The sequence below is a fragment of the Anaerobiospirillum thomasii genome, assembly GCF_900445255.1.
Taxonomy (GTDB): Bacteria; Pseudomonadota; Gammaproteobacteria; order Enterobacterales; family Succinivibrionaceae; genus Anaerobiospirillum_A; species Anaerobiospirillum_A thomasii.
The window spans coordinates 485866-506105 of sequence record NZ_UAPU01000005.1 but is presented as its reverse complement, the minus strand read 5'-3'; the positions used below and the strand labels follow the sequence as shown (position 1 = coordinate 506105).

The window sequence follows — 20240 nt, the reverse complement described above, 5'->3', positions numbered from 1 at the left end:
AGGCCCCTTTTTAGCACTATATTCAATCTTTAAAGAGCAGCTGTGCCACATCATCAAAAGTATCTGCATAATAGAAGTTAACTCCGGTTTTAACCTCATCTGGTAGCTCTTTTACATCTCCTTCATTGGCCTTTGGCACAATAATATCAAAGATACCAACACGTCTTGCTGCAATTACTTTTTCACGTATACCGCCTATGGCCAGGACATGACCTGTCAAAGACAGCTCGCCTGTCATGGCAAAGTTAGGTTTAGGCGCTTTGTTTATAGCCAGGGATAAAAGGGCACTGGCCATGGTAATGCCGGCGCTAGGTCCATCTTTAGGAGTGGCGCCTTCAGGTACATGCAGATGCACTGTGCCTTTTTTAAAGAAATCTGTATTTTTGCCGTCAGATAGCTCTTTGAGCGAGGACTGCACATAGCTGTAGGCAATTGATGCAGATTCTTTCATAACATCACCAAGCGAGCCGGTAAGGGTCAGCCCCTTTGACTCACGATGTATAAGTTTTGACTCAACAGGCAAAGTGGCACCGCCCATATTGGTCCAGGCAAGACCTGTGACAATACCAACGCCCTGCAGCATACGCTCCTTTTTAAATGGAGCACTGCCAAGAAAATCCTCAAGATTGTCAGCACTTACAGTAACGCTCTTCTCTCCTTTGACAATTTTAACTGCAGCCTTGCGTACAATTTTGGAGATAAGTCTTTCAAGAGAGCGCACACCGTTTTCACGGGCATACTCTTCAATAATCTGCATCAGCACAGTGTCAGAGAGCTTAAGCTGTGTCTTTTTAATGGCTGCAGCCTTGAGCGCACGAGGCAGTAAATGCTTTTTGGCAATGGCAAGCTTTTCCTGTGAGATATAGCCTGAGAGTCTTATCATATCCATTCTGTCAAGCAGGGCTGGAGGTATGGTATTGACCTCATTGGCTGTACAGATAAAAAGACAGTCAGACAGATCCAGCTTTTCATCAAGGTAATGATCAAGAAAACTGTTGTTCTGCTCAGGATCTAATGTCTCAAGCAGAGCAGCAGACGGATCGCCCTGATAGGAGCGGCTTAGCTTGTCTATCTCATCTAGCATAATCACAGGGTTCATGGTTTTGCTCTCACGCAGAGCCTGCACCATTTTACCTGGCATGGCGCCTATATAGGTTTTTCTGTGGCCCTTGATGACAGACTCATCATCAACGCCGCCTAAAGACAGTCTGAAAAATGGACGTCCCAGAGCCTTTGCAATAGATTTGCCAATTGAGGTTTTACCCACACCAGGAGGACCTACAAAGAGCATAATAGAGCCCTTGGTTTCGCCTTTTAGCGCGCCTACGGCTAAAAATTCAATAATTCTGTCTTTGACATCATCAAGACCTTCATGATCCTTATCTAAAATTGCGCGGGATTTATCAAGATCTATGTCCTCTTTGGCACTCTTGCCCCATGGAATAGTGGTAAGCACATCAAGATAGTTGCGTGTTACAGCATATTCTGGTGAGCCTGATTCAAGCACATTTAATTTCTGCAGCTCTGATTTAAAACGCTTTTGTATATGCTCAGGGGCACTAAGTTTTTTCATGCGCTTTTCAAATTCAGCGGCATCAACGCTTTTATCATCAAGCTTTATTCCAAGCTCGGACTGAATTTCCTTTAACTGCTCTTTTAAAAAGAAGTCCTTTTGTCTTTTAGTGAGCTTTTCAGAGACAGAGCCTTTGATCTTAAACTGCAGCTTGGCAGCTTTAAGCTCTTTTTTGATAATGGCAAGGGAGAGCTTCATACGCTCTTTTAGATCAAGCTCATCTAAAATACCCTGCAGCTCAAGTGATGAGGCTGTGGTAATGGAGGCGGCGCAGTCAGCAAGCAGTGAAGGATCATTCTGATTAAAACGCAGCAGATACTGACGCATCTCATCTGTATACAGAGGACTTAAAGGTAAAAGCTCCTGTATGATGGAAATTAAAGCCATGGATGAGGCTTTAATCTGTACATCCTCCTCTGAATTTGGCTCAGGTACAATCTCCTGCGGGTATGAGACAGTGGCCAGGGACATTTTGTCAAAATCATCCCAGGACTCAATCTGTACACGGCACAGACCTTCGCAGATAAAATGAATCTCATCCTCACCTGATTTGGCATGCAGCAGTTTTACCAGAGTGCCGGTTTTAGGAAAGTCCTCTTTGCTAATCTTGCTTTTAGCAGAGGTTTTCTCGCCTATGGCAAAGACAGCCATGGTTTTACTGTCACTGTCGGCTGCGGCCATAAGCACATCCTGCCAGTCAGGAGAGATCTGAACCGGTGTTATCTGACTTGGCATAATAGGTCTGCCAAGTATAGGCAGAACATGCACCTGCTGAGGGTGTGACTTACGTGAATTGTCTTTATTTTTCTTGTCTTTTATTTCCTGACGCAGACGACCTATCTGTTGAGCAAGCTCTCTTACATCAACACTGTCAAAATCCTGATCTCTGTCGCTCATACATTTTCCTTACATACTTTTTACTTGATCTTCTTTTATATGGTAGCTGCACTTGGCATTTTCAAGATCTGCTCTCAATAATCTTTAAAATAAGAGCGCAGGCTTTATCAAGCACTGACTCATCAAAATCAAATAAAGCGTTGTGATGCTCGGCAGACAGATTGGCGCCTATAACAAAGTGCATAGCCTGTCCTCCTCTTTTTTGTACGCTCTCAATAAGCAATGAGGCATCCTCTGATGCGTTAAAATCAAAATGCTCTGCTACACTAAAACCAAGATCGCTGCAGATGCTGTTTAAAGACTGAACAAGACAGCTGCTGTTTTCTATGCCAACAGCTCTGCCCAGCGGCAAAAGCTCACAGACAGCTTTTGAATCTTGGGTGTATTTATCTATAAGCTCAACAAGCTTTTTATAATAGATATCAATGTTTGCAGCATCATTGCTTCTTATCTCACCAAAGACCGAGGCAAAATCAGGCACTATATTTGAAGCTCCTGGGGAGAGCATATTGCCAAAGTTTATATAAATGCCGTTTTGAGTATCGGCATAGTCCATAAAATCAAGGATGATGGAGCACAAAGGCAGCAGGGCATTGACACCCTGATGTGGACGTCCGGCATGGGCCTTGACACCATGCATCTTTAGCATGAATTTTTGTGTGGCAAGAAATTTTTTTGGATTGGTTGCTATGGATAAAGATGGCAGGCGCATGCCTAAATGATAGCAGTAGAGTGTATCTACATTCTTTAGAAAATCACTCTGACTTATAATAATGCCGCCACGGCATCCCTCCTCGGCACACTGAAAAATAAAACTTACAGAGCCAAGTTTTGTGTGACTTTTAAGCTTTTCAAAGTTTTTATCTATGTGCAAAATGCTCATAAGGGCAATGGCCATATGCCCGTCATGGGCACAGGCATGCATATTGCCATTGTCAGATACAAAGTTAAGATCATAAGGCTTATGGCCTGTGCAGTGAGCCTCCTCAACGGGCAGGGCATCCATATCACATCTAAAGGCGAGATTTTCACCATCCTGTGCAAAATCAAAGCTTACTTTAAGAGCTGGCACATCAATAAAGACTCCAGGCTCAATCTCAACTTCTTTTTTGTCAGTATTTATAAGATCTTTGTATTTATCATAGGTGCCAGATGGCAGATACTCAAAAGACAGATGTGTGCACTGTTTTAAAGTTGCAACAATATAGGCAAGAGTATTCCACTCTTTAAAGGCAAGCTCTGGCAGAGTGTGCAGATGCCGTCTTAATGCAATTATATCGCTCATAATTCAATCCTTTTTTTAGATTGTAGCAAACAGAGGCTAAAAAAGCAGAGTATGAAAAAATATCGTAAAGAAAGTTTTTTCCGATAAAAAGGCCAGGCAGGGCTAAAGTCCTTAGGCTTATGTGTATGGCGCTGTTAAAAGAGCAGGTATTTGTCATATAATTTACACAAAAGAGGTTTGCAGGAAGTAATACAAAAGTGTCTTTTATAAATAATGTATGGTACAAAGGCAGTCTTACAGGTCTTGGTGTAAGCCTGGCCCTCTATCCATTTTCACTGATTTTTAAATGTGTAAGCTCTATCCGCCGCTCACTTTATGGCGCAGGTATTAAAAAGTCCTATGCCCCTGATATTCCTGTGGTGGTTGTAGGTGGTATTACAGTAGGCGGAAGCGGTAAAACTCCTTTGTGTGTGGCCCTGCTCAAAGAGCTTAAAAGACATGGTTATAATCCAGGTCTGCTCTCACGTGGCTACAAGTCACAGAGCAAAAGTTTTCCTCTTGAGATTAAAGAGGATACAGACTCCAAGATCTCAGGTGATGAGCCTTTGCTTATAAAACAGCAGACAGGGGCTATAACTGTTATAGATCCAGACAGAGTGCGCGGTGCCTTTTATTTAAAATCACTTGGGGTTGATATTATAGTCTGTGATGATGGTCTGCAGCATTATGCACTAAGCCGCGATGTTGAAATTGCTGTGCTTGAGGGGGGCAGAATGCTTGGCAATGGTATGCTTTTGCCATCAGGACCACTGCGCGAGGGTAAATGGCGTCTTGGCAAGGTCGATGCCATTGTGGTCAATGGAGCTGTAGCCCGTGTAGGCTATTTCTCCATGATTTTAAAGACAAGCTCTATTTTGTCTTTAAAGGATAAATCACCTTGTGATATAGCCAAAGGCTCTGATGTCTGCGCTCTTGCAGGTATAGGCAACCCTGAGAGATTTTATAAAACACTTGAGGATTATGGCTTTAGAGTTAAAGACAAAATCGATGTAGGTGATCATCTAAAGGCTGATATTAAAAAAATCAGGGATATGGCCTCACGTATGCCTGTTATCATGACAGCCAAGGATGCCATCAAATATACATCTGAAAGTCTTGATAATGTCTTTGTTCTAAATATTGAGGCTCAGTTCTCCCATATTTTTTATGATCATATCTTAAAGGCCATTAAAGACAGTGATAACAAGGTAAGCCGCCGCAGTGCCATGAACACTGATATTAAATATAACTTTGAGGATAAGATACAAGTTAAAGCACAGTCTGATAAAAGTGTATCTGCACAGATAGATACGCACAGCAGCCAAACAGATAATGATGGCAAAGCTAAGCTGCCTGAGGCAGATAAGAGCACTGATAGCTCTGAGCATAAGGTTTTGAGTGAAGATAAAGAGGATAGGAGATAATCTGATGGAAAAATACGTTGTAGCTATACCTTCACGACTTGGTTCCACACGCCTGCCAAATAAAGCTGTTTTGGATATAAATGGCATACCAATGATAAGACGTGTATGTATGCAGGCATTAAAATCAAATGCAGCAGAGGTTATAGCCTGTATTGATGATGATAAAATCAAAGAGGCCATAGGATCTTTGGATCGTGTGCGCGTCTGTATGACAGATTCAGACTTAAAATCAGGTACAGACAGAATTGCCATGATGCTGCGTACCTTTGATATAGATCCTGAGACTATTGTGGTTAATGTGCAGGGCGATGAGCCTTTAATCAATCCTGAGCATATTGAACATGTGGTAAGAGTTTTAATTGAAACACAGTCTGATATGTCCACCCTTTGCGACAGAATAGAAAATAACGATGATATCTTTGATCCAAACTGCGTCAAGGTTGTTATGAATAAAAAGGGCAGAGCTTTATACTTTAGCCGCTGTCCTATACCTTATGAGCGCGATAACTTTGGAAAAAATAATAAAATAGAGGCAAGTCATTATCATCATATAGGTATTTATTGCTACAGAGCCAAGACTGTACTTGAGTTTGCCGCCATGGAGCAGAGTTCACTTGAAAAGGCAGAGAGTCTTGAGCAGCTGCGTATGCTTGAAAATGGCTATTCAATTGGTGTGGGCATTACTCAAAACCCACCAGAGCGTGGTGTTGATACACAAGAGGATTTAGAAAAGATCAGACGCATTATTGCTAAAAAAGAGGCATAATCTAAAGTTTTTATAGCCTATGTGAATAATCACTTAAATTAAACGGGGCTTTTTTTAATAAAGATAATGCTCCGTTTTTTATGGGGTTTGGGGCATAGTCCTTAATAATTATCTTTGTTTGCGCAGTTTTTAGTGCATTCTCTGTAACTATTGTTAATACCATTTAAGCTTTTGTATCTATTGCAGTAACTAAAGATTCTACGACTGTCATTTTTGGTCCCTGCATCTTAAAGTCTGAACCTGGCTTTTAAAATAAGCTCTGATTTTAGGTTATCTATTGCGTATCACTCTATAGCCTATAAAACCTTTCTACAGCCTCCTGTTCCTGACATTTTTATGAAAATGCACAGCATACAGCGTGTAGCATAAAATCCTCTTTTAATCTGTCAGATAAATTTTTTTTGATGCACTTTGCAATTTTGTAATTTAAGTAGTGGGTGCCGTGGCTTTCTATGATGTATGTTGTTGTTTTTAATTGAAATTATGTTATATGTATTCTCTTAGCAAAATTTTATTTTTATACTTTATGAGAGGTCGGTATGAGAAACGGACCAGTACTATCGCTTAGAACATATGGTCTTATAGTTGTTCTGCCTGTACTTATTCTTATTATACTTTCCGTTTTATTTCTAGGTCGCGACATTTATACCATCAAGGATAAAGCTGACAATTTCCAGGAGGAAATTGTTCCTAAGGTAGCAACAGTTAAAGATACCATTACCTTTTTAAATACGATCAATCATAAAGTCTATCTTATGGGCTTTGCCTCAATCCTTGTTGCCAATGACTCTTATGAAGAAATTAAAATGCTGCTTAAGAATATCGAGCATAAGGAGAGCAATAAAAAGCTGGTAAGTGATTTAAGAGATATAAAAATCGAGCTTGATTCTTTTATAGTGCAGCGCAATGAGCTGACCTTTGCCTACTCAAAGCTCTCAAATCAGTGGCTTATGATGTTAGATGATCTGCTTGATATCTATCGTATAACCAATATAAATCTTGTAGGCAGCAAAGATTCTTTTATTCATATAGATCTGTCAAACCGCTTTGGCTTTAATCTAAATAACATTAAAGAAAGACTCAACAGTCTGCAGGAGCCTATTGATGAAATATGCGACAAGGTACTCTCAGACTATTCAAGTGGCGTATTGTATAAGCGCTGCAGCTCTCTGCGCCTTAAGGTTATGCCTATTGAGACCTCTCTTACCATCATGGAGGATAAGTTTAAGATATTTGACGAGCACTACAGCAATATTTTAAAGATGGTGGACAATGCAGCTCAGTCATATTACTCACTTGAGGAGATGACCTTAAAATACAGACTTACCAATTTAAATCAGGAAATTAACAAGGTCAGCACTCTTTTATCTATGACCTACAGTATCTTTTTAGTACTGCTTGCCATAGAGCATGTGGTTTTATTCATAATATTCGTAAAACCGCTGCGAGCCATGAGCTTTGTTATTGAGTATTTCAAAGTGCATCTGAAAATGCCAAAGGAACTGCCGCGTACTAATTTAAAAGAGGCAGAGGATATCTTTGAGATGCTCTATCCTATACTTTATCGCTATAACTCTGTGAACGCACAAAATGAGTATCTGTCAGAGAAATTTGATGAGCTTAAGGTTATTACCTTTGTTGATGATCTGACCAAGGTACACAATAGACGCTCTTTAAATAAATTTCTTGATGACTCACGTGACATTGTGCTTAAAAATGTTGCTGTACTTATGGTTGATATTGACTTCTTCAAGCTTGTCAATGATACAGCAGGCCATCTGCGCGGTGATCAGGTACTCTTTGAGATTGCCAAATACCTGCGTGAGAATGTGTGCAAGGAAGATCATGTCTATCGCTATGGTGGTGAGGAGTTCTGCATTATCCTGCCTGATATTTCAAAGGAAAATGCGCTTAGCGTAGCTCAGAGACTGTGCAGTGGCGTGGAGAATCTCAAGATTCCACATCCTGCCTACAGCACACGCTATATTACTGTAAGTATTGGTGTCTCTACTGTTATTGATGAAAAAGACAGTGTCAGCCACATTACCTGCAACGAGCTTATCTCACAGGCCGATGCCGCTCTGTATGATGCTAAAAACACAGGCCGCAACAAAGCCTGTCAGTATAAAGAGGCATAGGGCCCCATATAAAAATATGCACCTGCTGTTCAATAGATGCAGGTGCATCTTAGATAAAGATCATTATCCTTGTGCCAAATCCCTTATATCTTTTCTTTTTTAACAAATGTGCATTTGTATAGCAAATGATAAAGTTATGCATATGATACTTTGTCTTTTAAAGCTCTTGCATCTTAACGATTTAGATCACATAATACATAAAACTTGTCGGAGTGCCGTGTTAGCGGCTGAGATTGTATGAAAATACAAAATCCGTTGTACCTGAAAAGAGTAATCTCTGCGTAGGAAACAAGACTTCGGCATGTCGTAAACCACATTTTTATAAGGAGCATGCCGGATATGGCTACAGCTAAGACATTCAATCCAGACATCAAGAGAATATACATCGAGGGTTCTGACCCGTCTATTCAGGTTCCATTCAATAAAATTACTCTTACCAACAAAGAAACACTGCTTGTATCTACTGTAGAGGGTCCTGATGTAAACGCCAAGGAATTACCTAAGCTGCGTGCTCCATGGATTTCAAAAAGAGTTGATCACAAAACTCAGCTTGAGCTTGCCCGCGAGAACATTATCACCCCTGAGATGGAATTTATTGCCATCCGTGAGTCTTTCAAATATGGCGATGACATGGCCTTTAGTGCCGAGATGGTAAGACAGGAAGTGGCCAAGGGTCATGCTGTTATTCCATCAAATATCAATCACGCAGAAACCGAGCCTATGATCATAGGTAAGAAGTTTTCGGTAAAGGTTAATGCCAATATAGGCGCATCATCTGTATCATCAGGTTTTGATGAGGAAATCGGCAAACTGCGCCTGGCTTTAAAACACGGTGCTGATACCGTTATGGATCTGTCAACAGGTATTGACAATATAGGTGCTCTGCGTGAGGCTATCTTACGTGCCTCTCCTGTACCAATTGGTACTGTGCCAATCTATGAGACCTTAGACAGAGCCGGCGGCGATCCTGCCAAGATCACCTGGGAGCTTTTTAGAGATGTAATTACCGATCAGGCTCGTCAGGGTGTTGACTACTTCACCATTCACGCAGGTCTTCTGCGCGAGCTTCTGCCTCATGCTGCCCGTCGTATTTTAGGTATTGTATCAAGAGGCGGCTCAGTAATGGCCAGCGTTATGATGCGTCAGAATGCACAGAACCTTGCCTATGAGCACTTTGATGAGATTATGGAGATCTGTGCCAAATACGATGTAGCCTTATCCTTAGGTGACGGTCTGCGTCCTGGTGCCATTGCCGATGCCTGTGACAAGGCACAGTATGGTGAGCTTGAGGCTATTGGCAAGCTGGCTCTGCGCTGCCGTGAGCGTGGTGTACAGTGCTTTATTGAAGGTCCAGGCCATGTATCTCTTGATAAGGTTTATGAAAACCAGGATCTTGAGGATGAGCTGTGCCATGAAGCTCCATTCTATACCTTAGGCCCTCTGGTTACAGATATTGCTCCAGGCTTTGATCACATTACCTCAGCCATTGGTGCTACCAATATTGCCCATCGCGGTACAGCCATGCTCTGCTATGTAACTCCAGCTGAGCACCTGGCTCTGCCGACACCTGAGGATGTAAAGCAGGGTCTTATCACCTATAAGATTGCAGCCCATGCAGCCGACGTGGCCAAGGGTCTGCCAATGGCCAGATTACGTGACGATGCTCTGTCACGCGCCAGAAATGAGTTTAGATGGTATGACCAGTTTGCACTGTCACTTGATCCACAGCATGCCTACTCAGTATGGCGCGCTCAGATGCCAGATGACTGTGCCCATGAGCCAAGCTTCTGCTCCATGTGTGGCCCAAGATTTTGTCCAATCAGATTAAACCGCAGATTAAAGGCAGAATTTAATGTTAAATAATAAAAGACCTCTTGTATTAGTAGTGGCAGGTCTTGATTCCGGCGGTGGCGCCGGAATCACCGCCGACTGTATTACCATACATGAAAACGGTGGCTTTGCCATGCCATGCACTACAGCTCTTACCGCTCAGTCTTTAAAGCAGGTGGCATCTGTAGTGCCTACAGATGATGCTCTGTTTAAAAAGAGTCTGTCTCTTGTAAGTGAAGATTATGAAAACAAAGTAAGTGCCGTCAAGGTAGGTCTGGTATCAGCTCAGAGCACACTTGATATTTTACTTGATGCTCTTGAGAATGAGCTTAAAGATGCAGCTGTTATATGGGATCCTGTGCTTACAGCTACAGCAGGTGAGCTCAAAAGCGCCGATCTTAAAGCCAATCTTGACAGAATTTTAAAAAGATGCACTATCTTTACTCCAAATCTGCCAGAGGCGCTTGAGCTTGCCTCATGGACTATGGAGGACTTTGAGCAAAAGGGTGTCAAAGAGCTATCCCGTTTCTTTTTAGATAAAGGCCTTGATACCATTATCATCAAGGGCGGTCATAATCAGGCTCAGAGTACAGCCAAAGATTATTTTGCCAATGGCTCACTTGAGTTTTTCATGGAGAGTGATAAAAAAGAGGGTGATGGCGCCCATGGCGGCGGCTGTGCCTTATCATCAGCTTTAGCTGCACTTGTAGCACAGGGTTATGAGAGCTTTGATGCAGCTGTGCTTGCCAAGGGTTATGTCTACTCAGGTATTGTCAATACAGCTATAGATGAGCACAGATACAGAGCACCTGTAGGTCACAACGGCTTTGTTTCATCACTTGATCTGCTGCCACGTGTCTATGAAGATGGTTTTCCTGTCTCAGATACTGCCTTTGCGCCATGTCCTATGCGCATGGGACTTTATCCTGTAGTGGATGATGCCTCATGGGTAGAAAGACTTATTGCCCTTGGTGTCAAGACCATACAGCTGCGCATTAAGGATAAAAACAGAGCTGATTTATACGATCAGATTGTAAGAGCTGTAAATTTAGGTAAAGCCTATAAAGCCCGTGTCTTTATTGATGATCATTATGAGCTTGCCATCAAGGCCGGCGCCTATGGTGTTCACCTTGGCATGGAGGATCTAAAAGAGGCTGATATTGCAAAAATCCGTGACAGCGGTCTGCGCCTTGGTGTGTCAACCCATGGCATGTATGAGCTGTTAAAGGCTGTCTCATTAAAGCCATCATATATAGCTCTAGGTCATATCTATCCTACAAACTCAAAGGTAATGCCGTCAAAGCCTCAGGGTGTCTCACGTCTTGCCTATATGGCAAAGCTTATGGACAATGTAATCCCTACAGTGGCCATAGGCGGTATTAAAAAGGAAATGCTAGATGATGTGCTTGGTACTAATGTTGGCTCTGTTGCTGTAATTACAGCTATTACCAAAGCCGATGATCCTAATATTGAGGCACAGCTCTGGCTTAAGCTTGTGGGCTCTGGCGGAGATAATGTGTAATGCGTCACAGCCGTCAGGAAATGCTAGATGATTTTGCCAAAAGCACAGATCTTCTAAAACAAAAAAGAGTAGGCATTGTAGGAGTAGGCGGCCTTGGCGGGCTGTGTTCACTGCTTTTGACAGGAGCTGGAGTTGGCTCCTTGCACATAAGTGACAGCGATGAGGTCTCCCTGTCCAATCTGCACCGACAGATTCTCTACAGAGAGGATGATGTGGGTCACTCCAAGACACAAAGTGCCATGCGTGAGCTCAAGGCTCTTGATAAGAGCACAGATATTGTGTGTTTTGAAAAAATAACACGCGATAATTTTGACTCTTTTGCCAGAGGCTGCGATCTTATCATGGATCTTAGTGACAATATGCCAACACGTCTTTTGTTAAATGAGCTGTGTTTAAAGCAGAGGATTGATTTTATTCACACATCTGTCGGTGCCTATCGCGGCATTATGATGGGACTGTTATTCTCAAGTCAGGATTTTGTAGACAGATATGGCTGTTATCAGTGTATGACAGGAACTGTGGGCAATCTTGAGCTAAAGGGTATTTTAGGACCTGCCGCTGCCATGATGTCATCATCCTGTGCCATGCTGGCTCTGCAGATGTTAAATGGCAACACAGATGCCTGCGGAATTATGCATCTTTTTGACCTTAAGAACTTTACAGTAAGAAAGATGGAGCTTGCGCGTGATGTAAACTGTACATGCTGCGCAGGTTAACAGGAGTTATATGAAAATTACTTTTAACGGTCAGTTGATTGAAGTTGACAGCGGCACAACGCTTTTGAGTTTTGTTACGCAGCATGACATAGAGTTAGAGGGCTGTGCAGCAAGCGTTGATGAGCGTATTGTGCCCAAAAGCACATGGAGTGAGTTTGTACTTGAAGAGGGTATGAACCTTGATGTTTTCACACTAGTTGCAGGAGGTTGATATGAGTGACAAATTGGTTCTGGCAGGTCGTGAGTTTGATTCCCGCCTTATTGTAGGTACAGGCAAATATGCCTCTGCAGATTTTCTTTACAGAGCGACACAGGCCTCAGGTGCTCAGATTGCCACTATGGCTATTAAAAGAGTGGATATAAAGGGTCAGACTGACAGCATTATAAAGCCGCTAAAAGATCTTAACATTACTTTAATGCCAAATACCTCAGGTGCGCGCAATGCCAAGGAGGCAATCTATGCAGCACAGCTCTCACGCGAGGCTCTTGGCACCAACTGGATCAAGGTTGAGGTGCATCCTGATCAGAAATATCTGCTGCCAGATCCTGTTGAGACATTAAATGCCTGTAAAGAGCTTGTAGCACAGGACTTTGCCGTATTTGCCTACTGCTCTGCCGACCCTTCACTGTGCCGTGCGCTACAAGAGTGCGGTGTGGCCGCCGTTATGCCTTTAGGGGCTCCTATTGGCTCTGCCCGCGGACTTGAGACACTGCCGTTTTTAAAGATTATTATCAAGGAAGCCTGTGTACCTGTCATCATTGATGCCGGTATCGGAACTCCGTCACATGCTAGTGAGTCATTTGAAATAGGTGCCGATGCAGTCATGGTCAATACAGCTATAGCCGCAGCAAGAGATCCTGTGCTTATGGCAAGTGCCTTTAAAAAGGCCTGTGAGGCTGGACGCGAGGGATATCTTGCGGGTCTGGCCGGCGTTTTAGACAGTGCCAGCGCCACATCTCCTATGGAAAAGTTTCTTGAGGAGGCTATGCAGTAATGAGCTTTTATGATGAAATCTCCAAGATTGATGTGGATAAATTCCGCACTCTTGTAGATTCAAGAACAGACAGTGATGTGGAAAGAGCTCTTGCTAAAGGTTTTAATCTTGATGTTACAGATTTTGCGGCTTTAATCTCTGAAAATGCCCGCATTCACTATCTAAAAGAGATGGCTTCAATGTCAATGCAGCTTACACGCCGCCGTTTTGGCCGCACTGTAAATATGTATCTGCCATTGTATCTGACCAATCTTTGCAGCAACAAATGCCGTTACTGTGGGTTTTCAGCCGACAATAAATTTCACCGTACTGTACTTACCTTAGATGAGATAAGACAGGAGTGTATTGCCATTAATGAGATGGGCTATGAGAATATTCTGTTAGTGACAGGTGAAAACTCACGCCGTGGCGGTATGGAGTATTTTAGGCAGGTACTGCCAATTGTTAAAGAGTATGCAGCCTATCTGCAGATGGAGGTTCAGCCTTTAGAGACTGAGGATTATGCTGAGCTCAAAGAGCTTGGTCTTGACAGCGTCTCTGTCTATCAGGAGACCTATCATCCTCAGTGCTATAAGGAAAATCATTTAGCCGGTAAAAAGACTGACATGCGTTTTCGTATGGAGACACCTGATCGTCTTGGCAAGGCAGGTATTGACAAGGTGGGTCTTGGCGCTCTTATCGGTCTTTATGACTGGAAGGTAGATCTGTGTGCTGTGGCTATGCATGTTTTATATATGCGCGAGCATTACTACAAGACACGTCTGTCAGTCTCCTTCCCGCGTCTGCGTCCTGCCACAGGTGGCTATGAGCCTAAGTTCCCTATGAATGATGCCAAGCTTGTACAGCTTATTTGTGCCTGGCGCATTTTTGACAATGAGCTTGATCTGACCATCTCCACCCGTGAGAGTGCAGAGTTTAGAGATATGGTTATTCCTCTTGGTATTACAGCAGTATCAGCAGGTTCATCAACAGAGCCTGGTGGTTATGCCAACAAGGGTAAATATCTTGAGCAGTGGTCTGTAAATGATGACAGAAGCGTAGATGAGGTAGTCAAGGCACTGCACATCAACGGTCTTGAGGCAGTATTCCATGATGCCTCAACCTCATACTTCAAAGCCATCTGATAGGGGCAGAACTTTAAAAAGGCAGGGCTCTCCTGCCTTTATCCTCTCTTTTGTAATTTATGTCACTCATCTAAAGCCTTTTTATATATAATCTTCTATAATAATTGATATTTTATAAGCAACAGTATTTTTATACATATGTCTGAGACTGCCGTAGATCATGAGTTTTATATGCGCCTTGCTCTTGAGCAGGCTAAAATAGCCTATAGCCTTGGCGAGGTACCGGTGGGAGCTGTTATTGTTGATGATAAAGGCAGTATTATAGGCTCTGGCATGAACCGCGTGATTACTGACAGTGATCCAAGTGCTCATGCTGAAATTGCAGCAATGCGCAAGGCTGGCATCAGTATTGGCAACTACCGCCTTGTAAAGCTTAATATGTATGTAACGCTTGAGCCATGTCTTATGTGCACAGGAGCTATGATACATGCGCGCATTGATAATTTATATTTTGGGGCCTTTGATTTAAAGACGGGAGCGTGCAGCAGTGTCTTTAATATTATCAATGATACAAGGCACAATCATCAGATACACTTTAAAGGCGGTATACTGCAAAGTGAATGTGCACATATGCTACAGAGCTTTTTTAAAGAAAGGCGTCAGGCCCATCGTCTGTCAAAGAGCGGGGTATAGTGGCTTTTTTACAAAAAGTGTTACTGTTATCAAGAACATTTTAATAAAAAAGCCCATGGCTGAGCCTTTAAAAGACTAAATGGCTCAAACTTTGAAGAAAAATTAGTAAAAATACTAGATAACTTTTTTAAAGGCTTTAAAATATAAGCATGACTTATATATAAAAAGGAGCATGTTGTGAAAAACCGCAACGGAATACGTACTGAGATTAACGCCTTTTATCGCACCAATGTCATAAGCTGGCTGTCTGAACTTATCAAGGACAAAAAAGCCATACCATCATCATTTCCTGTGCATCTGTTCCTTGGAACACCTAAAACTGATGATGAGGCCCTTAAAGTTAAAGATGAGTTTTTAAAGTTCTGTGAGGACTGGCATAATCCTGTTACCTCAGGCCATGTGGCTTTCCATGAAAAAACCATTTCAGAGATTGGCAAGGTAGAGGTTCCGGTACATCTGGTTTTTGACACCCCTGAAGATATAGCCACCTGGGCAGGTCATCTGGTTGAATACAGATCAGCCAAAGAAAGACTGGCTATTATTGCCTCTGAGCTGCCAGATTATATAGACAGCGCTCTTGATGTAATCTCCTCTATCTCAAATCTTGAGGAAAATGATTTTTACCGTTTTGTACAGGTTGCCAAGTGGAACTGTGAAAACTACAACAAAAAAGGTGCCTTAATCCGTCAGGTTCCGGTGCGCGGTGTGGATACACGCTGGTTTGAGATAAACCGTCATCTGCTCTTAGACTTTTTAAGAGATAAGCTCGGTCTTGAACCGCACAGAAAGGATATACTGCAGTTAGGCCTTATTCCACCGCCATTTACCGTGCGTATCTGCATACTTGATCATGTACTGCGCTCTAAAGTCGGCGGCATGAAGTTTTTCGCCTCAAGTATTGAGGAGCTAAAGCGTCTTGAGATCAAGCCGCATCGTGTAATATTTATGGATAATCTCTCAACTGCCTTATCTTTAAATGATATTGCAGGTGCTGTAGTGGTTATTCCTCCAACCAATTCACTCTCCGAGCTGTGCCATGTGCCATGGATTACCAATGCCAAGGGGCAGTTTATAGGCAGTATTGATATAAGATCATTTGTTCAGCTGCACAATATGCGCATACATATGCCAAAGATTGAGTCACTGCTTATGGATGAGCAGACCCTGCTTGAAAACAGGGACTTATGGTCATTTGACAATGATGTCATGATTGATACCATACCGGCAGCTCTCAAGGCTGATGAAGCCTTAGTATGCAGAAGACTGCTTGAGAATTATTATGGCGAGAATGTAAGACTTGATCAGGAGTGCATGCCGCTTGAGATTATTCACAAGGCCCTTGGTGTCAATGCAGCTTTTGTCAACAATACAGAGCAGGTTGAAGACTAGCTTTTAGCTCTTATAGCACAAGCTTTGCAACAGATGTAAAAAAGGTACCTTAAGAAGGTACCTTTTTTACATACAGTTAGCTACTCTACAGTTACAGATTTGGCCAGATTGCGCGGTCTGTCCACATTGCAGCCTTTTAAAAGAGCTACATGATAGGCTAAAAGCTGCAGCATTAAGGTAAAGATCATGCAGTCAGAAAATTCATTGTCAGAATGGGCTTTTATAACAGTTACCTGTTCATCACTGTCAATTAAGGCACTGTGTGCTGCAAAGACATAGATCTGCCCGCCGCGGGCCTTAATCTCCTCAATAGAGCATTTTATTTTATCTAAAAGGCTATTGTCAGGTGCAATCATTACCACAGGCAATGAGTTGTCAATAAGCGCAAGAGGTCCATGCTTGAGCTCACCTGCCGGCAGACCCTGTGCATGTATATAGCTTATCTCTGTAAGCTTGAGCGCCCCTTCAAGGGCAATAGGCAGCATCAAAGAGCGGCCTAAATACATAATATCAGTGCAGTGAGTAAAATTGCTGGCCAGGCTTTTAATAGTTTCATTGTTATTTAAAGCACTTTGTATTAGATCAGGTAGAGCTTTTATGTTCTTAAGTATAGACTGAGCCTCATCCTTAAATTTTGTGTCTTTGTTTTTTAAAAGATTATAGGTAATAAGCATAAGAGCTGTAAGCTGTGCTGCAAAGGCTTTGGTGGAGGCAACTGCTACCTCTTTACCGGCACGTGTAATAAAGGCATAGTCACACTCACGTACCATAGATGACGAGGCTACATTGCATATACACAGTGTGCTTGTATAAGACAGGGTTCTGGCAAGTTTAAGCGCCTCAAGGGTATCTGCAGTCTCTCCTGACTGTGATATACACAAAAAGAGCGTATTGGGCTCTACAAGGGGCTCTTTGTAGCGAAATTCAGAGGCAATCTCCACGCTGCAGGGGATTTTGAGGTATTTTTCAAAAAAATATTTGCCACACAGAGCTGCATGATAGGAAGTGCCGCAGCCTACAAGCGTAATTCTATCAATCTTATCTTTATATAAATCCTGTAAGGATCTTTTTGACTCTATACCTTCTTGCTCATGCTCAAAGGCATAAGCTATGGTATCTGTAACGCATTGAGGCTGCTCATAGATCTCCTTTAGCAAAAAGTGCTCAAATCTGCCTTTATCTATGGCACTTTGACTTAGATCTGATTTAACCTCGCTACGCTCAACCTTATGTCCCTTAAGATTGAAAATCTCATAGCCACTGTTATTAATAAGTGCAAGATCACCATCTTGCAGATAGACAAAGCGCGAACATGTGCGTAAAAGGGCGCTGATATCTGAGGCTATATACATACCCAAAGAGCCTATACCTAAAATAAGAGGCGAGCCATTGCAGGCTGCATAGATATGGCCAGGATCCTCATTGTCAAGCATACATATGGCATAAGAGCCTTTAACCTGTGACAGTGCCTGCCTTAAAGCCTCTAATGTGGTGTTTGCAGGGCTTTTTTGAGATTGAATATATTTAACTAAAACCTCGCTGTCAGTCTGCGAGTAAAAGCTAGTATCGCCAAGTGTGCTCTTTAGCTCTTTGTAGTTTTCTATAATACCGTTGTGTACCAGAGAATACTGCTGTGAATTATGCGGATGGGCATTGTTGATAGTGGCTGTGCCATGGGTGGCCCAGCGGGTGTGGGCTATGCCTGTATTTGATTGTAAAGATAAGCTTTTACACTGATCCTCAAGGGCTTTGACTTTGCCTACACTTTTATAGGTTTTTATAGTGTTGGCAGAAAAAATGGACAGTCCTGCTGAGTCATAGCCTCTGTATTCAAGAGCATTAAGGCCATAAAGTAGGCTGTCCATTATATCATCTGTGGCGCAGGCACCAATAATTCCACACATAAATTAAATTCCTTTATAACATTTGAAAATATTTAAAGGTATATTTTATATACAAAAACTTAAAAATTTCAAATGCTATTTATGCTAAATATTTATACACAATAATAAAATTTTTAAAGTAGCTGTGTTTGTATATTTTCATTTGTTACAAAATGGGGCGTAAATATCGCAGAGCACAGGGGTGGATCAGAAACAGGAGCCTTAAAAAATCTGGAAAAAATATGCAAAAAGTTTTAAAGAAACAATATAAACTGACGATAACATATTTAGAGAATGAAAGGCCAATGAGCCAATCAGGAGAGAGAGTGAGTCACAGATTCTATCTGTGCAGCTGGGGGCAACCCCAGCCCACTCTAGGCTAGATAATCCTTCCTTTAATCTTAAAATCCCAAGCCAAGGCTCAGATTCAAGCCCTAAAGACTATACTGTAGCAGCTTACCTATACATGTATTTGAGCTCTTTTAAAGTTTTTTACCTGAGCATTGTCAGAGGCGCAAATGTCAGGTGCTTTTATAAGATGCTGATGGAATAGTGTGGGATAATAGCTTTATTAAAAGGATTGCTTTTTAAACCCGCCAATCTATAATTATAGATATTGAATAAACAAGCTTTGTGGTTTGACATGAACAATGTAGCTACAATTTATAAAGATCTTTTATAAAAAAATTAAATCTAAAGTGATTGTAATAGTAAATGATCAGTTTTAATTTCTAAGTTTAATCATAAAACTGTTGGTTATAGCTATATTAATTTTTCTTATAAAACTATTTGCTATTTTAGGTGAGTATAATTATATTTTCTCGATTAATAAGTAATACAGCAATTGATAATGCTGGTAATAAAATAAAGGCCCAGGGAAATAAAGCCTTACCTGAGAATTTTGAAATTATTAAGCAGTGGCGTAAGCTTCATGCTATGCCTCTTAATGCACTACAAGTCTACATTAGAAGAAAATTAAATAAAACAGATTATAGTAAAGTAATTATTGTTCAGCGTTTAAAACGCATGCCATCTATTATCTCTAAAATACAGCGTATTCCTTCTATGCGTATGTCGCGGATGCAGGATGTGGGTGGTATTAGAATAATTGCTAAAAATATAAATGATGTTTATCAAATCAATAAACTCCTTACATCTTCAAAGCGCTCTAGTTTTGATCTTATTGTTCCTCCTCATGATTACATAGAAAAACCTAAAGAAGATGGTTATAGAAGTCTTCATCAGGTTGTAAAATATAATGGCTCTAAATCAAATGAGTTATATAAAGGCTTTAGACTTGAAATTCAGATACGCACGCTCTTGCAGCATTACTGGGCTACTGCAGTAGAGACTCTCGGTATGGTTGACAGGGTTTCATATAAATCAGGTCATGGCGAGCATGAGGTTAAAGAATTTTTTAGATATGCCAGTGCTCTTTTTGCTATAAAAGAGAATTGTAATGTTTTAGAGTCCTTAAAAGATTATGATAAAAAATTTCTTGTAGAGCATATAAATGAATTAGATGAAAAATTAAAAATTACTCATAAATTAGACATTATTGCTAAATCCTCAAGAGATATCGAAGAGAGTATAAAAATTAGTAAGGATGCATATTATTTTGTTTTAGATCTGACTGTCATAAACGATAATCATAGTGTAATAAAAATTTCTCCATTTAATAAAAAATCATTAGATGAAGCTGAAACTTTATACACTGCAAAAGAATATACGAGCAGAGATGATGAAAATAAATCTTTATTGTTATTAAGTGCCCAAAATGTAAAGATATGAAAAAAGCATATCCAAATTACTTTTTGGAAACTCAAAATTTTATCTCAACACTAAAAGAGGCAAAACAATACTAAAGGAGGCTTATATTTAAATTTAAGTCTGCGGTTTTTTATTACAATAAATCTCATATATGTTGTATAGTATGTAATTATCAGATCTTTTATAGTTATATATATGAGATTGCAGTATTTACTGCCCTTCTAGGAGATAATGTTATCAGGTGGCAGACATGAAGAAGTTGATATTTGTCTTCCCTAAGATCTGCCTTTTTAGTGTATGCACAAAAAAGGCAATA

15 protein-coding genes and 1 riboswitch are annotated in these 20240 nt (G+C 41.2%); of the genes, 12 read left to right on the top strand and 3 right to left on the bottom strand.

Features of this window, described 5'->3' with window-relative positions:
* Positions 1-22: 22 nt before the first annotated feature.
* Complete coding sequence (gene lon / locus DRZ93_RS02440) at positions 23-2470, bottom strand: endopeptidase La (RefSeq protein WP_113745735.1); 2448 nt, start codon at positions 2468-2470, stop codon at positions 23-25.
* Positions 2471-2531: 61 nt separating this feature from the next.
* Positions 2532-3755, bottom strand: a complete 1224-nt coding sequence (locus DRZ93_RS02435) for an amidohydrolase (protein ID WP_113744550.1) — start codon at positions 3753-3755, stop codon at positions 2532-2534.
* Between the two features lie 197 nt (positions 3756-3952).
* On the opposite strand from DRZ93_RS02435, the gene lpxK reads away from it, so the two are divergent.
* The 11 genes from lpxK to DRZ93_RS02380 all read left to right on the top strand — a co-directional run bounded on the left by lpxK (position 3953) and on the right by DRZ93_RS02380 (position 16271).
* Positions 3953-5158, top strand: a complete 1206-nt coding sequence (gene lpxK / locus DRZ93_RS02430; RefSeq protein ID WP_113744549.1) for a tetraacyldisaccharide 4'-kinase — start codon at positions 3953-3955, stop codon at positions 5156-5158.
* 4 nt (positions 5159-5162) lie between these two features.
* On the top strand, positions 5163-5924 hold the full coding sequence (kdsB, locus tag DRZ93_RS02425) for a 3-deoxy-manno-octulosonate cytidylyltransferase (RefSeq protein ID WP_113745734.1): 762 nt from the start codon (positions 5163-5165) through the stop codon (positions 5922-5924).
* Between the two features lie 539 nt (positions 5925-6463).
* Entirely contained in the window at positions 6464-8062 is a 1599-nt protein-coding gene (locus tag DRZ93_RS02420) for a diguanylate cyclase (RefSeq protein ID WP_113744547.1), read from the top strand.
* A gap of 198 nt (positions 8063-8260) precedes the next feature.
* Positions 8261-8367, top strand: a riboswitch (TPP riboswitch).
* A 34-nt stretch (positions 8368-8401) separates the two neighbouring features.
* Positions 8402-9925, top strand: a complete 1524-nt coding sequence (gene thiC / locus DRZ93_RS02415; protein ID WP_113745733.1) for a phosphomethylpyrimidine synthase ThiC — start codon at positions 8402-8404, stop codon at positions 9923-9925.
* The gene (thiE, locus tag DRZ93_RS02410; protein WP_113744545.1) at positions 9915-11414 is read left to right on the top strand and encodes a thiamine phosphate synthase; all 1500 of its coding nucleotides are present in this window, start codon (positions 9915-9917) and stop codon (positions 11412-11414) included. Before thiC ends, thiE begins: the two co-directional genes overlap by 11 nt.
* Positions 11414-12130: a HesA/MoeB/ThiF family protein gene (locus DRZ93_RS02405; protein WP_113744544.1), complete on the top strand. Its 717-nt coding sequence runs from the start codon at positions 11414-11416 to the stop codon at positions 12128-12130. Before thiE ends, DRZ93_RS02405 begins: the two co-directional genes overlap by 1 nt.
* Before the next feature lie 10 nt (positions 12131-12140).
* Positions 12141-12341, top strand: a complete 201-nt coding sequence (gene thiS, locus DRZ93_RS02400; RefSeq protein ID WP_113744543.1) for a sulfur carrier protein ThiS — start codon at positions 12141-12143, stop codon at positions 12339-12341.
* A gap of 1 nt (position 12342) precedes the next feature.
* On the top strand, positions 12343-13125 hold the full coding sequence (locus DRZ93_RS02395; RefSeq protein ID WP_113744542.1) for a thiazole synthase: 783 nt from the start codon (positions 12343-12345) through the stop codon (positions 13123-13125).
* The gene (thiH, locus tag DRZ93_RS02390; RefSeq protein WP_113744541.1) at positions 13125-14249 is read left to right on the top strand and encodes a 2-iminoacetate synthase ThiH; all 1125 of its coding nucleotides are present in this window, start codon (positions 13125-13127) and stop codon (positions 14247-14249) included. The genes DRZ93_RS02395 and thiH overlap by 1 nt, the downstream gene beginning before the upstream one ends.
* A 138-nt stretch (positions 14250-14387) precedes the next feature.
* The gene (gene tadA, locus DRZ93_RS02385; RefSeq protein WP_113745732.1) at positions 14388-14882 is read left to right on the top strand and encodes a tRNA adenosine(34) deaminase TadA; all 495 of its coding nucleotides are present in this window, start codon (positions 14388-14390) and stop codon (positions 14880-14882) included.
* A gap of 177 nt (positions 14883-15059) precedes the next feature.
* Positions 15060-16271 carry a DUF3322 domain-containing protein gene (locus DRZ93_RS02380; protein WP_113745731.1) on the top strand — a complete coding sequence of 404 codons (1212 nt, stop codon included), beginning with the start codon at positions 15060-15062 and terminating at the stop codon, positions 16269-16271.
* A gap of 80 nt (positions 16272-16351) precedes the next feature.
* Here the strand turns inward: DRZ93_RS02380 and glmS are convergent, their stop codons facing one another.
* Positions 16352-18175: a glutamine--fructose-6-phosphate transaminase (isomerizing) gene (gene glmS, locus DRZ93_RS02375; protein WP_113745730.1), complete on the bottom strand. Its 1824-nt coding sequence runs from the start codon at positions 18173-18175 to the stop codon at positions 16352-16354.
* A gap of 780 nt (positions 18176-18955) precedes the next feature.
* Here glmS and DRZ93_RS02370 point away from each other — a divergent pair.
* Positions 18956-19945, top strand: coding sequence for a GTP pyrophosphokinase (locus DRZ93_RS02370; RefSeq protein WP_113745729.1), 990 nt, complete (start codon positions 18956-18958; stop codon positions 19943-19945).
* The last annotated feature ends 295 nt before the right edge of the window (positions 19946-20240 follow it).

Coding starts and splice junctions, on each gene's coding strand:
- lon (WP_113745735.1), bottom strand. CDS start 2,470: ATGAGCGACAGAGATCAGGATTTTGACAGTGTTGATGTAAGAGAGCTT.
- DRZ93_RS02435 (WP_113744550.1), bottom strand. CDS start 3,755: ATGAGCGATATAATTGCATTAAGACGGCATCTGCACACTCTGCCAGAG.
- kdsB (WP_113745734.1), top strand. CDS start 5,163: ATGGAAAAATACGTTGTAGCTATACCTTCACGACTTGGTTCCACACGC.
- DRZ93_RS02420 (WP_113744547.1), top strand. CDS start 6,464: ATGAGAAACGGACCAGTACTATCGCTTAGAACATATGGTCTTATAGTT.
- thiC (WP_113745733.1), top strand. CDS start 8,402: ATGGCTACAGCTAAGACATTCAATCCAGACATCAAGAGAATATACATC.
- thiE (WP_113744545.1), top strand. CDS start 9,915: ATGTTAAATAATAAAAGACCTCTTGTATTAGTAGTGGCAGGTCTTGAT.
- DRZ93_RS02405 (WP_113744544.1), top strand. CDS start 11,414: ATGCGTCACAGCCGTCAGGAAATGCTAGATGATTTTGCCAAAAGCACA.
- thiS (WP_113744543.1), top strand. CDS start 12,141: ATGAAAATTACTTTTAACGGTCAGTTGATTGAAGTTGACAGCGGCACA.
- DRZ93_RS02395 (WP_113744542.1), top strand. CDS start 12,343: ATGAGTGACAAATTGGTTCTGGCAGGTCGTGAGTTTGATTCCCGCCTT.
- thiH (WP_113744541.1), top strand. CDS start 13,125: ATGAGCTTTTATGATGAAATCTCCAAGATTGATGTGGATAAATTCCGC.
- tadA (WP_113745732.1), top strand. CDS start 14,388: ATGTCTGAGACTGCCGTAGATCATGAGTTTTATATGCGCCTTGCTCTT.
- glmS (WP_113745730.1), bottom strand. CDS start 18,175: ATGTGTGGAATTATTGGTGCCTGCGCCACAGATGATATAATGGACAGC.